The 15,251-nt window shown below is 34.3% G+C and carries 8 protein-coding genes; 4 read left to right on the top strand and 4 right to left on the bottom strand.

Annotated elements, in window-relative coordinates; genetic code table 11:
* Positions 1-1,348, bottom strand: a 1,348-nt coding sequence (locus ACHZDT_RS14580; RefSeq protein WP_394775352.1) for a pyridoxal phosphate-dependent decarboxylase family protein, incomplete at its 3' end; no start/stop codon positions are given.
* Positions 1,349-1,377: 29 nt separating this feature from the next.
* The gene (locus tag ACHZDT_RS14575; RefSeq protein ID WP_394775351.1) at positions 1,378-2,010 is read right to left on the bottom strand and encodes a nitroreductase; all 633 of its coding nucleotides are present in this window, start codon (positions 2,008-2,010) and stop codon (positions 1,378-1,380) included.
* Between the two features lie 268 nt (positions 2,011-2,278).
* On the opposite strand from ACHZDT_RS14575, the gene ACHZDT_RS14570 reads away from it, so the two are divergent.
* Complete coding sequence (locus tag ACHZDT_RS14570) at positions 2,279-3,394, top strand: taurine catabolism dioxygenase TauD (protein ID WP_394775350.1); 1,116 nt, start codon at positions 2,279-2,281, stop codon at positions 3,392-3,394.
* Positions 3,395-3,599: 205 nt separating this feature from the next.
* Here ACHZDT_RS14570 and ACHZDT_RS14565 read toward each other — a convergent pair whose 3' ends face one another.
* Complete coding sequence (locus ACHZDT_RS14565) at positions 3,600-4,220, bottom strand: response regulator (protein WP_394775349.1); 621 nt, start codon at positions 4,218-4,220, stop codon at positions 3,600-3,602.
* Positions 4,217-6,226 carry an ATP-binding protein gene (locus ACHZDT_RS14560; RefSeq protein WP_394775348.1) on the bottom strand — a complete coding sequence of 670 codons (2,010 nt, stop codon included), beginning with the start codon at positions 6,224-6,226 and terminating at the stop codon, positions 4,217-4,219. The genes ACHZDT_RS14565 and ACHZDT_RS14560 overlap by 4 nt, the downstream gene beginning before the upstream one ends.
* Positions 6,227-6,359: 133 nt before the next feature.
* Between ACHZDT_RS14560 and ACHZDT_RS14555 the strand changes: the two genes are divergently transcribed.
* The 3 genes from ACHZDT_RS14555 to ACHZDT_RS14545 all read left to right on the top strand — a co-directional run.
* Positions 6,360-9,551 carry a T9SS type A sorting domain-containing protein gene (locus ACHZDT_RS14555; protein WP_394775347.1) on the top strand — a complete coding sequence of 1,064 codons (3,192 nt, stop codon included), beginning with the start codon at positions 6,360-6,362 and terminating at the stop codon, positions 9,549-9,551.
* Positions 9,552-9,688: 137 nt separating this feature from the next.
* Positions 9,689-10,792 carry a helix-turn-helix transcriptional regulator gene (locus ACHZDT_RS14550; RefSeq protein ID WP_394775346.1) on the top strand — a complete coding sequence of 368 codons (1,104 nt, stop codon included), beginning with the start codon at positions 9,689-9,691 and terminating at the stop codon, positions 10,790-10,792.
* A gap of 837 nt (positions 10,793-11,629) precedes the next feature.
* Positions 11,630-15,251: tandem-95 repeat protein (locus tag ACHZDT_RS14545; RefSeq protein ID WP_394775345.1), on the top strand; the 3,622-nt coding region annotated here is incomplete at its 3' end.

Genomic DNA, 15,251 nt, shown 5'->3' with positions numbered 1-15,251 from the left:
ATTGATTGACTTCGCAAGAGTTGGATTCGGCTGGACCATCAAGATATCTGAACACTAAAACGCCCATATCTGAATGGCATAAAAGCTCAAAATTTTCATCAGATTCGATATATTCGGCTGTTTTTTGAGTGGTTTCAATTATTGTATCTGTAAATTGTCCCAACTTTTCCTTGCCCATATAACGAAGCGTAAACCAAAGTTTCAGGGCATCAAAACGGCGTGTACTTTGTATAATCGATTTGTTGATTTGTGCCGGAAGTGCGTCGTAATTTTGTTCCTTCGGATTCAAATAATCAGCGTGATGCTTGATAATATTTAAGTGAAGTTTATTTTTTACGATAAATGCGCTGCTGCTAATGGGCTGAAAAAATGATTTGTGATAATCAATAGTAACCGAATCTGCGAGTTCGATTCCGTTTAAAAGATTCCTGTGTTTATTGGATAAAAGCAATCCGCAACCGTAAGCAGCATCAACGTGAAGCCATAAATTATTGCGTGCGGCAATTTCAGCAATCGCCTTTAAAGGATCAACATTCCCGAAATCTGTAGTTCCTGCAGTTGCTGTAATCGCGATAGGAATATTCCCTTTTTCGATTTCCTGAACAATGGCTTTTTCCAGTTTTTCAGGATCCATTCGGTATCTTTGATCCACGCCAACATGTACAATTGCCTGTTCACCCAGACCAAGAATCCACGCGTTTTTATGATTGCTGAAATGTGCTTTATCAGAAACAAAAACTCTGAATTTTGATGCATCAGGCGGAAGTCCGTTAAGTTTTATATTCCATTTTTGAAATTCTAATGAATAATAATCCCTTGCCAAAAGCAATCCCATAAGATTGCTTTGAGAACCTCCGGCAGTAAAAATTCCATCGCCTTTTGTGTAACCAATCTGCTCGCTTGTCCAGTCAATAAGTTTGCGTTCCATAAAGGTTCCGCCCGCACTTTGATCGTAGGTATCTTGTGATGAATTTATGGCACTTATCAAAACTTCGGCAGCTAAAGCCGGGATTACAACGGGACAATTTAAGTGCGCGATATATTCCGGAAGGTGATAAGCGGTGGCGTGTTTTACATAAATATCGTCGACTTCGTTCAGCAGACTTTCGTAATCGGGCAGGGGCGATTCAAAATCTATTGCGTCGACTTTTGTTTTCATTTCGTCCGGTCTTATTCCGCTAAAAGGTTTGCGATTGTTTTTCAGGAAATTCGAAACGCGTTCTTGTGCCAGTTTTACAGCTTGAGCATATTCAGCGCCGGAATTTTGGTGGAAAATGTCTTTGTACAAATCCTGGTTTGCGAGAAGTCCTTTTTCGGCGACTTCTTCATTGATTAGTGTGGTATTCATAAAGTATTATTTAGGGGTTTTGTTATTATTTATTCGAGATAAATCACTTTTTTAGATAAGGAAGTTCTTTTCTTTTTAGAGGATTTTAAGTCTTTTGGATAATAGCCGAGATAGAGAAGTCCGAGCGATTTTTCGTTTTCTGCCAGATCAAATTGCGTTACATAATCTATTGCTACGCCTTTTGTACTCCAGTAACTTCCAATTTTATGAGCCGTGCAAGTCAATGCAATATTTTGTATTGCTGATGCAACTGCGGCAATTTCTTCCCATTCCGGTAAATTAATTTTATTGTTTCGAACCATGATTACGCCAATCATACAAGCAGAATTTAACGGATAGTTTTTGAGGTAATTCAATTTGTCTTTTTGGGCTTCAGCCGATAATTCGGTATAGAAATCTTTATAATATTCCGCCATAAATTCTCCATATTCCTTCAGGTATTTCCCTCTAAAAACAATAAATCTCCACGGCTCTGTCATTTTGTGATTTGGAGCCCATGTTGCATTGATCAAAATTTCTTCGAGCAGTTTTTCAGGCAATTCTTTTTTGATAAACTCATTAGCGTACACACTTCTTCTTTTCCGAATATTCCTTGATATTTTTTTTAGTTTATCAGAAGAATCCGAAGTATTGATTTTGCTGGGTTTGTAGTTGATTTTCATAAATTTTTTAAACTTTTCTAAGAAAATTCTTTTTATTTAGATGAAATAAAAATATATTTGTAAGTAATTATTATTTAGAACAAATAAAAATAGTTCAGAGCAAATGTATAAATTAATCTGAATAAAAAAAATAAATCTTAAAAAAATATACGAATGTCCGTACATATTGACTCTGAGTCTTTGTGGTGATTCTGTGTATTGTATTGATTATTATGTATTTATATTTTTAATCCCCGATCTTTTAATAACTATAAAACGAATTGAAAAAATGAAATCACAATCAATTATTGCAGATGAAATAGCTGCTGAATCTAGTTTGAATTCTGAAATTCCTACAAAGCCATTGATCGTAGCAATAACGCCTCAGGAGAGGAATATTTTATCGAATGTTGGCAATCTTTTAGTAAAGGCATTTGGCAATTATGAAAATCCCGATTATATCGCCGCGCTTCATCTTCACGCTTTTCAATTACTTCCGGAACGCATTAGCCGAATTTTGAGTCAATTTGGTTCTGATTTTTCGGCAAATCAATATGGCGCTATTGTTTTTCAGGGACTTTTAGAGGTCGATCAGGACGATTTAGGTCCAACTCCGCCAAACTGGCAAGGTGCAGATTATGATAAACTGAATAAATACGGGTTTATTTGTTCGCTGCTTCACGGTGCAGTTCCTTCAAAACCTGTTCAATATTATGCCCAGAGAAAGGGCGGAGGTTTATTACATGCAGTAATTCCGGATGAAAAAATGGCGGCAACGCAAACGGGATCAGGATCTAAAACAGATTTATATGTGCATACCGAAGATGCTTTTTTACTGAATCAGGCTGATTTCCTGAGTTTTTTATATTTAAGAAATGAGGAAAGAGTTCCTTCAACTTTGTATTCGATTCGTTCTCATGGCGAGGTAAATGAAAATATGGAGAAATTATTTGATCCTATTTATCAATGTCCGAAAGATGCTAATTTTGATAGTAATCAGATGAATCCGGGACCTACGGCTTCTGTTTTATATGGAAACCGACAACTTCCTTTTATTCGTTTTGATGCTGCGGAACAAATTTTCAACGAAAATGCGGGACAAACTCCGGAAGCTCTTTATAATTTAACCGAATTCTGGAATGAAGCCAAGGAACTTATAAATAGTGAATATGTGCCAAATTCCGGTGATGTTATTTTTGTAAACAATCATTTATGCGCACACGGGCGCAGTGCTTTTGTTGCCGGACAGCGTGAAGAAAATGGCAAAATGGTAAAATGTGAACGCAGACAAATGTTGAGAATGATGAGCAAAACGAGCTTGATTCATATGAGAGCTGTGACTCAGACTAATAATCCGTATTTTGTTATGGAGGAACATTTAGGGAATATTTTTGATCTTGATTAGTGTTTTAAAAATCTATGTTTCTATATGTTGAAAATAATTTTTCACGCAGATTTGGCAGATTGAGCAGATTTTTTATTTTAATTATTTTAAATTTTACTTTGATTATTTAATAAAGTTATGTTTTACCCTTAATAGACAAAACTCCAAAATAGTAACATTTTGGAGTTTTTTATTGGTATAAGATGAATCTGAAAATTTAAAATTTTTATGATTTAATATTCTGAATTGCCCATTTTAGTAAGGTGTTTTTTTCTTTGACTAATCCCAGTTTCTCGATTATATTTCCGCGATGACCTTCTACGGTTTTTTCGGATAAGAATAATAATTCTGCGATTTGTTTGCTGGTTTTTTGTTGTGCAATGAGTTCAATTATTTTCCTTTCGGATAACGTTAACTGGGATAATTTATCATCACTGTTTAGGGAATCTGCAATTAAATCATCTTCAAGATGTTCACTTACATAACGATTGCCTTTTTGTACTTCATCTAAACATATTTCGAGTTCTTTTTGGGCATGTTCTTTTAGGATATATCCATAAATTCCGTATTCGCTTGCTTTTCTGTAAATGGTTATTTCCTTGTGCATTGTGAGTAAAATAACTTTGGTTTTCAGTTTGCTTTCCTGAATTTTTTTCGCAACATCTAATCCGTCTAATCCGGGCATATTAATGTCTAAAATAGCAACATCAGGCGTGTGAAGTGTTATTAAATTTAATGCCGAAATTCCGTTTGAGCAAGTATCCGTTACTTTATGTCCGTATGATTCTACAAAACTTTTTGTTCCCTGAAGCGTGAAAGGATGGTCGTCTGCGATTAATATTCTCATTTGGATTTTTTTATTTCGATAGTAATAATGGTTCCGTTTTTATCTGATACAATTTTAGATTCTCCATTTATTGCTCTTGCGCGTTCAATAATATTATGAAGACCAAAAGCGCTGTTTCCGGATAGTTTTTCGGCAACATTAAATCCGGTTCCGTTATCCTTGATTTCAATATTTAGTAATTCGCTGGTTTCTGTAATGGTAATTTTTGCCGCAACAGCATTGGCGTGTTTTATAATGTTGGACAATGTTTCCTGAATGATGCGATATACTTGTAATTCATCTGAAGTTTGTAGTGAATTATTATAATCAATTTCGGCTGTTACCATGAAATTATTGACAGATTGTGCTCTTTCTACTAATTGTTCGATACTGGTTTTTAATCCTATTTTATCAAACATTATTGGATGCAGATTTCGGCTAATAATCCTGATATCGTTTATAATCGTGTCGATTTTTTTATCTGTAATCTCCGATTTTTGTTCGAATGAATTTTTCAAACTCAACAATTCATGGCTTACGCTATCGTGTAAATCACTTGCAATTCGTTTTCGTTCTTCTTCGGTTTTTTCAAGTAATTGTTTGGTGTAAAGTTGTGTATTTTGTTTTTCTCGTTTTAGGATTTTCTGTTTTCTGATAAGGGTTAAGGCGACGGATAATAATATAAAACCAATCAGTCCGAAAATTAGTAATGCAATTGTGGTATTTTTATTAAGGATCGTTTTTTTCTGTAAGGCTATTTGCTGTTCTTTTACTTTAGTCTGGTATTTTTTATCAAGCTGTGCCACAATATTTGCCATTTCTTTACTGCCTAAACTATCGGTTGCTTCATACATACTGTCTTTATAAAGCATGGAACTTTCGTAATCTTTTCTGTTAATTGCATCATTATAAAGTACGGCATAAAGATCTCGGACTCTTGTGAAATTTTGATTGGCTTTTAGTTCTTTAATGGATTTAAGAATGGGTTTTGGATCTTTAATTCCTTTATTCTGTTTAGATTCTAATGCCGCTAATGCAACTCTGTATTCCTGATCTATAATTGTAGAATTCAGGAATAATACGTTGGGTTTTAAGTCGTCCAGCACTACTTTGGCTTCAGCCAATTTATCCTCATCTAATTTTAAGGTAGAATAATAAATATTGACCGAAACTTTAATAGATGGCTCATTTAATTTGCTTTTTTTGAATGCCACATAAACCGAATCTATTAATGGATTTCGTTTGCTGTAATCCATGCTTCGGTCATACAAATTAATTTTATTAAATAAACAGATAAAAATACTGCCAAGATTTTTCTTTCTGTCCTTAGAATATGTTTTTATTGCCTTATTCAAAAAATCTTCTGCTTTATCATATTCTTTTGATGATTGATAAACTTCGGCTAAACCTACATAAACTCCTGCTGTTGCTCCTATATTATCTGTTTTTTTAAAATATTCTAATGATTTTAGTTCATCTTTCAATGCTTCATTTAGATTACCTAACAAATGATTGCACCAGGCTATTGTGCGATAACTATCGGCTTTTGTATAACAGGTTTTGTAATCGACAACTTCAATTTGAGTGTTTTTTGTATAGTATTGAATTGCTTTTTTGAGATTTCCTTTATCAGTATAATAATCTCCAAAATACATGTTTGCAAACAGCATATTGCTTTCAGGAACTTCGTCTTTGTATTTCTCTGTAAATGTTGTAATTGTTTGAAAAAGACGTTTGTCAAAAGAGGTATAATTGGCCGTATTCCAAGCTGCTGCTTCGAGTGTTTTTGCTGCCAATATATAATTTTTCTGCTGTAATTTTTGGTTGTAATAGTTGTATAAAACGGTTTGATAATTGGGACTTACAAAATGGCTGTCATCCTTTATCCAGTCAAAAGTTGCATCTATTTTTTCCGGAGCGGGTTTTTTATAAACGACATTACTTTCTTTTTTTTCATTACAAGCAAAAAAAGCAGATAAAACTATAATTGTAATAAGCAGGAAAATGCCTTTTTTGAATGCAATCATTTTGTGTGGATTTTTAGCAAAAGTATCTTTTTTAATTTGATAAGGAGAAGATTAAAATAAATTCAGGGGTTAACCCTTGTACTAAAATATTTTTTATTGATACATCTTTGTTGCTCATCCAAAACAATAATTTATGAAACGAAAATTACTTAACAACCCAAATCAATTTTATAAAAAGAAAGATCATCTAATAAAGATATTCAGTCTTTTTTTCTTTTTAATTGTTGGTTTAACTACAGCACAAGCACAATATACGGCAATTCCTGATGTGGCTTTTGAACAAAGTTTAGTTGATAAAGGCATTGATTCCGGCGCAATGGACGGACAAGTATTAACAGCTGATATTGCAGGACTTACCACTTTAAACATACAAGGCGGAAGTATTAAAGACGTAACCGGAATTAAAGATTTTGCAAGTCTTAAGGAACTGTATCTGAATTATCAGCAGCTTACTTCGCTGGATATTTCCGGAATGACGACTTTGCAAGTTGTACAAATTTATGGAAACAATCTTACGAATATTAATGTAAATGGTTTGTCTAATCTGGAATCACTTACTTGTGGATCTAATGAATTAACAACTTTAGATTTAACGGGATTAACGAATCTTACTTATCTGGATTGCGGGCAAAATTCAATTACTTCGCTGAACCTGGCGGGATTGAGTAAATTGGACATTTTGCAATGTAATGAGAATAAAATAACGAGTTTAGATGTGAGTGATTTGATTAATTTGACCACTTTAAATTTTGGAGCTAATCAATTGACGAGTGTAGATTTATCCGCATTAACAAAATTAGTAGAGATATCATGTTACCAAAATCAATTAAGCGAGCTTAAATTAAATGGCTTAACAAATTTGGCTTATATATACTGTAACAGTAATAATTTAAAGGTACTTGATGTAAGTAATACACCTAATTTGCAATATTTTTTTAGTAACAATAATCCTTTGTTGACTTGTATTATTGTTGATAATGTTGCAAATGCAAACGATCAGGTTAATGCTGAGAAGTGGGGAAAAGACGATGCTGCGAGTTTTTCATTGGCATGCAGTCCAAAAGCAACGGCAACTCAAACCTTTTGTAATGGTGCAACAGTTGCTGATTTAGTTGCAACGGGCGATGCTATTAAATGGTATACTGATGCAACAGACGGAACACTTTTGGTTTCGACTGACGTTTTAACATCAGGAAATTATTATGCTTCGCAAACGGTGAATGGTAATGAAAGCGAAAGAACTTCGGTTGCTGTGGTTGTAAATACTACGCCGTTGCCTTCAAGAAATATGAGTGTTAACGGTACTTTATGCAGACCTTCTACTTATGCAACTTTGGCATCAAAATTTGATAATCCGGGAACTATAAAAATTTATGCAACAGAAACAAGTACAACTCCGCTTGATGGTTCGCTGGAAATTACTCCTGTTAATACTGTTTTAACGCTTTATATTACTCAAACATTAAATGGTTGTGAAAGCGCAAGATTAATGGATAGTCAAACTGTTGTAAATGCAAATTTTGAACCTACTGCGGCAGATCAAACATTTTGCAAGAGAAATTCGCCAACAGTAGCTAATTTAGTTGCAACAACAAATGGTGGCGGCAGTACTATTAAATGGTATCTTTCGACAGCAAGTATTACTCCGCTAGTTAGTACAAGAGCATTACAGACACGTGATTATTATGTAACTCAAACAGCTTATCCTTGTGGAGAAAGTACCAAAAAGAAAGTTCATGTAACTGTAAATGATCAGGAAAATATTTCTATTTATACTTGTTCAGGTTATACGTGGCCACTAAACGGTGTAACTTATACTGAATCATCTTCTGATAGTTTTGATGATGGTTGTATGATTCACCACTTAAATCTGACGATTGTTCCGGTTAATGTTCCTGAAATACATTCACAATTTAGACCTACCGGTGCTACAATTGCTGATATTGCTGTAACTCAGGGACAATTAATTCAATGGTATGACGATGCTACCGGCGGAAATCCTCTTGCAAGTAATACACTTCTTGAAAGCAAAACGTATTATGTTACTCAAAGTCAGGAATTCCCTGACACTAATACGCAATGCGAAAGTGAAAGACTTGCTGTAGACATAACTACAGGCGCTATACCGGCAGGTTATACTTATATTGCAGATGAAAGATTTGAACAAAAATTAATTGAGTTAGGTTATGATGATGTTGTTGATAGCATTGTTCTTACTGCTAATATTAATACTCTTACCAGTTTAGATCTTGCGGGACGATCCATTAGGGATTTAACGGGAATTAAAGATTTTAAAAGTTTAGTTTCTCTTGATTTAATATACAATTCTATTACAAATTTAGATCTAAGCGGTATGACATCTTTAGAAAGTATTCGTGCTTATGGTAATTATTCAAGCACAGTTAATTTAGCAGGATTGGTTAATTTAAAGCAAATTAATTTTGGGAATTCTAATTTGAGCGCTTTAGATCTTACAGGATTAAAGGCTTTGGAAAAGGTGGAAATTAGCGGACCAATTACTAATTTAGATTTAACAGATCAGGTTAATTTAACCAATTTAAATGTTAGATATACGAATATTACAGGTTTAAATTTAAAAAACAAACCTAATTTAGTTAATCTGAATGCTGCTCAAATAGCAACGCTAACTTGTATTACAGTTGATGATGTTGCAGCTGCAACGGCAAATACTAACTGGTTTAAAGATGCCGAAGCAAATTATTCATCAGGAACTACAAATGTTACTAAAGTATCTGTTTGTGACAGTTATACATGGCCTGTAAATAATGTTGAATATAAAACATCCGGAAAATATGTAGTGATAAACGGATGTCTTACTGAGGAATTGGATTTTACTATTGTTCCTTTAGACGCATCAGTTGAATATAGTAACGGAATTTTATCTTCAAAAGTTGATAATGCAACTTATCAATGGTATGATTGTACTAAAAATGAAGCAATTTCAGGAGCAACTAATCAAACTTTTACACCAGAAACATCAGGTACTTACAAGGTTGAAGTTATTTCAGGAAATTGTTCTGTAACTTCAAATTGTATTGCGGCTACGACTTTAGCAAGACCGGATTTTGATCCAACTTCTCAATTAAATGTATATCCAAATCCTTCTCGTGACGTTTTTAATATCCAAACAGAAAGCAATGCCAAAATTGAAGTTTATGATAATTTAGGTAAGGAAATCAAAAAGGAAAAAATTAATCAGGGAATTTCGAAACTTGATATGAGTAAATATCCAACGGGAATATATTTACTTAAAATAACGAACGAAAACGATCAGGTGAAAACCGTGAAAATCGTCAAGCAATAATTGTATAGTTTTTAATTCTATTAATTTTTTTTTAGTATTTGTTACTAAGCCGATGAAGATTTTCATCGGCTTTTTTATGTTTACATTCTATTTATGTCAATTATATAAGAGGATATTATATTTTTGTAAATCAATTTATGTCTGCAAGTGTTACATTTACTGCATTACTTCTAAGTATTTTTAAATTCATGACTTTAGATAATTGGCCAAAAAACATTCAGCAATATCTTTTTCTTTTAAAAGACGATTTTTTTCAAATACCTTATTTATTTAATTCTCCTGAGATTATGATAGATAGTTTATTGAAAATTCCTGTCATGAATCACCTTCCTTCAAAACAAGTAATTAAATTAAAAACATCTCTTTGTAAAGCAAAAATGTGTTACAGGGAAATTGAAGATGGTTTCTGGCTTTTGGCTATTTATATGACTATCAAGGAAAATATAGTTACCAGATCTTTTTATGATCAAAATAAAGTAAGCGATTATTACTTGTTGACATTTTCTGTGTTTGAATATAAAGTCCATGTAAAAGAGGAGGAGGAAATCCCCATTTTAAGTACATGCTGGACTTTTAGTAAACCTGAAACAGAGATTTCAAGTTATTTTTACAAAGGTGCAAATGGCGGTTTTTTTAGTTTTGCCATTACAAAAGATTGGGCAAGTAAAAACTTTAGTTCTAAGAAATTCAAACATAGCCGAGCCATTAAAAAGTTTTTTAATGGTGAGCGCGGATCTTATACTTGGATGGATATTGCTCCAAAAGCTCATGAAATGGGAGCAGAGTTATCTGCATATCTAAAAGAAGCTAATATTGAAACTGATAATCCCGCTTTAAAGAAAAAATCAATGAAACTTATCATGGAATTTTTCGATAATGCTTTTGATGATAGCCGTATAATAGACAATGTTTCGTTAAGTAATTTAGACTATCATAATGTGGCTAAAGCCGAAAAAATCATCTTACAAAATTTACATCTTCCGTTTATTGGGATTGAAACTATAGCTCAGGAAGTACATACTTCTCCAACGAAATTAAAATCAAATTTCAAGATTGTTTTTGGCTTTTCGATGCTGCAATATCATAAAGAAAAAAACATGTTATTGGCAATGCAATTACTTCAGAATTCAAATATTCATGTTCAGAATATTGCTCTTTTAGCGGGTTATGATTCGGCTAGCAGATTTGCTGCAAGTTTTAAAAAACGATTTGGTCAACTGCTTTCTGAGGTGCGTTTTTGATTCAGCCAAAAAAGTTTTTCCCAAAAGTATTCTTCATTTTAGGCAAAAACCTTAAAAATTTGTTTTTTACCTTTTTGAATTAATTTATTGATTTTTAGTGTTTTATGAAAATAATAAAATCGATAAAAATAATTCTTTTCTTTCAAAAATATAAATTTTATTGCAGTTTTTAAAAATGTCGTAATTGACCATTCATAGCTTTAATTTTGATATACATTTGACGATCCAATAAAAAAATACGACGATATAAAAATAATAAATTACTGTGCTGGTGGTGCTTATGAGCTTTTTACCAAGTAATAAATTATTTTAGGATTGTCTTTTTGTTTTTGATATCCAAGTTAAAAATAACTTTTTCGATTATCTCGTTTTATGTTTTCAACCTGCACGTTCACTAATTTTTCAAAATATATAGTTGTAATACTAGCTGTATATTCTACTTACATAGGTTTGGAGAAAATTAGTCTTACAATTCTGCAACAACTGAATAATTTAAAGCGTAATTCCAATACTTCAAAAAATAATTTCATTGATTTTAAACTTCGGCCTTTTCTTTTTCTTCAGGTTTATTACAATGAAATAGAATCTATAATTAGAGAATTTGCACTAGCAGAAACTTCTAATCAATTCCATTTTCAAATTATTTCAATAAAAAATCAAATGTCAAAACCATCCTTACCTATTTTACGTATGTAGCGGAGTTGGGTAATGTAAAAGTCTTGTTAATTAGTAAAAAGTTACTGATTACAGTCCTTAAAGCTTGATTTTAACTATACAGTATTTGGAGATTAATGATCTCCGATTGCTTTTTTTTCAGAGAATTTAATTATTTATTATATGGTGAACTTTACTTTTTTAAAAATTTTATTGGCGAATAAAAAACAGACCAGAAATACGTTGCTGGTCTGTTTTTTATTGTTATTATGTGTCAACACTAGTTTTGCTCAAAACGATGGTGCATTAACAGTAACTGCTGCAAATACTGTATTAAACAGATATACAAGGGTAACAGCCGATGTATTAGCTGGGACAAATACTGTTACAGTAACCAATATTGCTGAATTAAATCGTGATGCAATAACGTATCTGCCTTCGACTTACGTTACAAATGCGGCTGGTTTTGCATCAAACACTTTAATCACCGGAGATTTAATTATGTTGTATCAGGCACAGGGAGCTATTATAAATGCTACAGATACAATGAATTATGGATCAGTAACGAATTATAATGGAGCTGGCTCATATGAATTAGCCTATGTAAAAAGTGTTTCGGGAAATGTTATTACTTTAAATTGTAATACTCGTTTATCCTATTATGCAGCAAGATATGTTCAGGTAATAAGAATTCCACAATATACTACATTGACAGTTAGTTCTGGTAGTATTGTTGCTGTTCCTTGGGGGGCAGCTGAGTTTGGAGGAGCAGATCCTTCAGCCTTAGAACGCAGAAGAGGAGGTTTTGTTGGAGTTCTTGCTAATAATATTGTAAATAATGGTTCTATAAATGCTAATGAAGCCGGTTTTAGAGGTGGTACAAGAGATAACACTACTTCAACTGCAGGAGCTACTTTTTATACTTCATTTATAACTCCGCTACCTGCATTATCAGCAGAAAAAGGAGAAGGAATTGCAGGTTACAGAACTGATTATGATAACTCTTACGGAGGTAGATATGGTAGAGGCGCTGCTGCTAATGGGGGTGGTGGTGGTAATGCACATAATTCTGGAGGTGGAGGAGGTGCCAATGGCGGTAATCCAGCAAATTGGTTTAGAGGAGCTGGTGTTATGACCGATTTTGGTACTTGTGGTACCCCGGGTGCATGGGCTTTAGATCCAAACTATATTGCTAACGGAAATACATTAACTAATTCATCTGGAGGAGGAAGTGGAGGATATACGTATTCTTCGGCAAATTTAAATGCTTGTACTGTTGGACCATCTTATCCGGCTGGATTTATATCAGCAGGAGTTCCGGCTGCTGCAGTTTCAAATTCTACCTGGGGAGGTGATTACAGAGATGCGGTAGGAGGATTAGGAGGAAGACCATTAACTTCTACAGGTCTGCAAAGTCAGATTTTCTTTGGCGGAGGTGGTGGTGCCGGTGACGGAAATGATAATGCCAACGCAGATGGTGGAGATGGTGGAGGAATCGTTTTTTTAGTTGTGGCAAATAATATCACAGGTACCGGAACTATACAGGCAAATGGGCAAAATGGATTTAATACTATTCCATCACACAATGATGCACCCGGAGGTGGAGGTGGAGGTGGAACTGTTTTAATACAGACAACATCACTGGCAGCAAATATTATAAACGCAAACGGAGGAAATGGAGGTAATCAGTTGATAACTGGTGCTGAAGCAGAAGGTCCCGGAGGTGGAGGTGGAGGTGGAGTAGTTTCTGTAAGAGCGACTACAGATACATCTACTAAAACAATTACCGGTGGAGCAAATGGAAGTACTGGTTCTTCTTCCCTAACCGAGTTTAAAGCTAATGGTGCAACTAGTGGAAACACAGGTTCTATTATTTCAACTGCAGTTAATTTAAACTCGTCAGTTTGTCAAACAGATTTACAAGTAGATAAAGCTGTTGATAAAGCTAATCCAAATGTAGGTGAGAACGTAACTTTTACAATTACAGCTAAAAATAATGGAGCTAACGATGCAACAGGAGTAAAAGTCGAAGATATACTTTCGGCAGGTTATACTTTTGTAAGTGCCAGCACAGTTACCGGAACCTGGAGTAGTCCAACCTGGACTATTGGTAATTTAGCGAATGGAGCATCTTCAACATTAACTATTATAGCTAAAGTAAATGCTACAGGTTCTTATTTAAATACAGCTACAATTACTAGTGATTTATATGATCCAACTACTGCAAATAATTCCGGATCAGTTACACCAACAATAAATCATGCACCTGTTGCTACAGCTGACAACTATACAGTAGCAGAAGGCGGAACATTAAATAGTGCAGCACCTGGAGTTTTAACTAACGATAGTGATATTGATGGTGATGCAATAACAGCAATTTTAGTTACAGGTCCAACCAACGGAACATTAACTCTTAATGCGAATGGATCTTTTGTTTACACACATAACGGAAGTGAAACTTTAAGCGATAGCTTTACTTATAAAGTAAATGACGGAAGACTTGACGGAAACACAGTAACGATTTCAATTACAGTTACTCCTGTAAATGATAATCCGGTTGCACTAAACGACACAGCAACTACAAACGAAGACACGGCAATAACTATCAATGTTAGTACAAATGATACTGATGTTGACGGAACAATTGATGTTGCAACGGTAGATTTGGATCCTGCAACACCTGGAATCCAAACGACTTTCACCGTAACTGGTCAGGGAACTTATACAGTGAATAATTTAGGAGTGGTTACTTTTACACCAGTTTTAAACTATAACGGAACAGCCACTCCAATCAATTATACAGTAAACGACAATAACGGAGCAGTATCGAATATTGCGACAATTTCAATTACGGTAAATTCGGTTAACGATAATCCTGTTGCATTAAACGACGTGATTTCTACAAACGAAGACACGGCAGTAACGATCAACGTAACTACAAATGACACGGATGTTGACGGAACAATTGATGTTGCGACAGTAGATTTAGATCCTGCAACACCTGGAATCCAAACGACTTTCAGCGTAACCGGTCAGGGAACTTATACGGTTAATAATTTGGGAGTGGTAACTTTTACGCCAGTTTTAAACTATAACGGAACAGCCACTCCAATCAATTACACGGTAAACGACAATAACGGAGCGGTATCGAATATTGCTACGATTTCACTTACAGTTACTCCTGTAAATGATAATCCTGTTGCATTAAACGACACAATTACGACAAACGAAGACGCGGCAGTAACGATCAACGTAACTACAAATGATTCGGATGTTGACGGAACAATTGATGTTGCCACCGTAGATTTAGATCCTGCAACACCAGGAATCCAAACGACTTTCACCGTAACTGGTCAGGGAACTTACACGGTTAACAATTTAGGAGTTGTTACTTTTACACCAGTTTTAAATTATAACGGAACAGCCACTCCAATCAATTATACGGTAAACGATAATAACGGAGCGGTATCGAATATTGCTACGATTTCAATCACGGTAACTTCGGTAAACGATAATCCGGTTGCATTAAATGACACTGCAACTTCAAACGAAGACACGGCGGTAACGATTAATGTTACAACTAATGATTCGGATGCTGACGGAACAATTGATGTTGCAACGGTAGATTTGGATCCTGCAACACCAGGCATCCAAACAACTTTCACGGTAATCGGTCAGGGAACTTATACGGTTAATAATTTGGGAGTGGTAACTTTTACGCCGGTTTTAAACTATAACGGAACAGCCACACCAATCAATTATACGGTAAACGATAATAACGGAGCGGTATCAAATATTGCTACGA

Source organism: Flavobacterium sp., from assembly GCF_043722275.1.
Taxonomy (GTDB): Bacteria; Bacteroidota; Bacteroidia; order Flavobacteriales; family Flavobacteriaceae; genus Flavobacterium.
Note: the sequence above shows the minus strand (reverse complement) of the source record. Positions and strands in the feature narration are given on the sequence as shown.

Excerpts from the sequence above, each read along its gene's own strand:
- ACHZDT_RS14550 (WP_394775346.1), top strand. The coding sequence starts at position 9,689 with ATGTCTGCAAGTGTTACATTTACTGCATTACTTCTAAGTATTTTTAAA.
- ACHZDT_RS14575 (WP_394775351.1), bottom strand. The coding sequence starts at position 2,010 with ATGAAAATCAACTACAAACCCAGCAAAATCAATACTTCGGATTCTTCT.
- ACHZDT_RS14565 (WP_394775349.1), bottom strand. The coding sequence starts at position 4,220 with ATGAGAATATTAATCGCAGACGACCATCCTTTCACGCTTCAGGGAACA.
- ACHZDT_RS14560 (WP_394775348.1), bottom strand. The coding sequence starts at position 6,226 with ATGATTGCATTCAAAAAAGGCATTTTCCTGCTTATTACAATTATAGTT.
- ACHZDT_RS14570 (WP_394775350.1), top strand. The coding sequence starts at position 2,279 with ATGAAATCACAATCAATTATTGCAGATGAAATAGCTGCTGAATCTAGT.
- ACHZDT_RS14555 (WP_394775347.1), top strand. The coding sequence starts at position 6,360 with ATGAAACGAAAATTACTTAACAACCCAAATCAATTTTATAAAAAGAAA.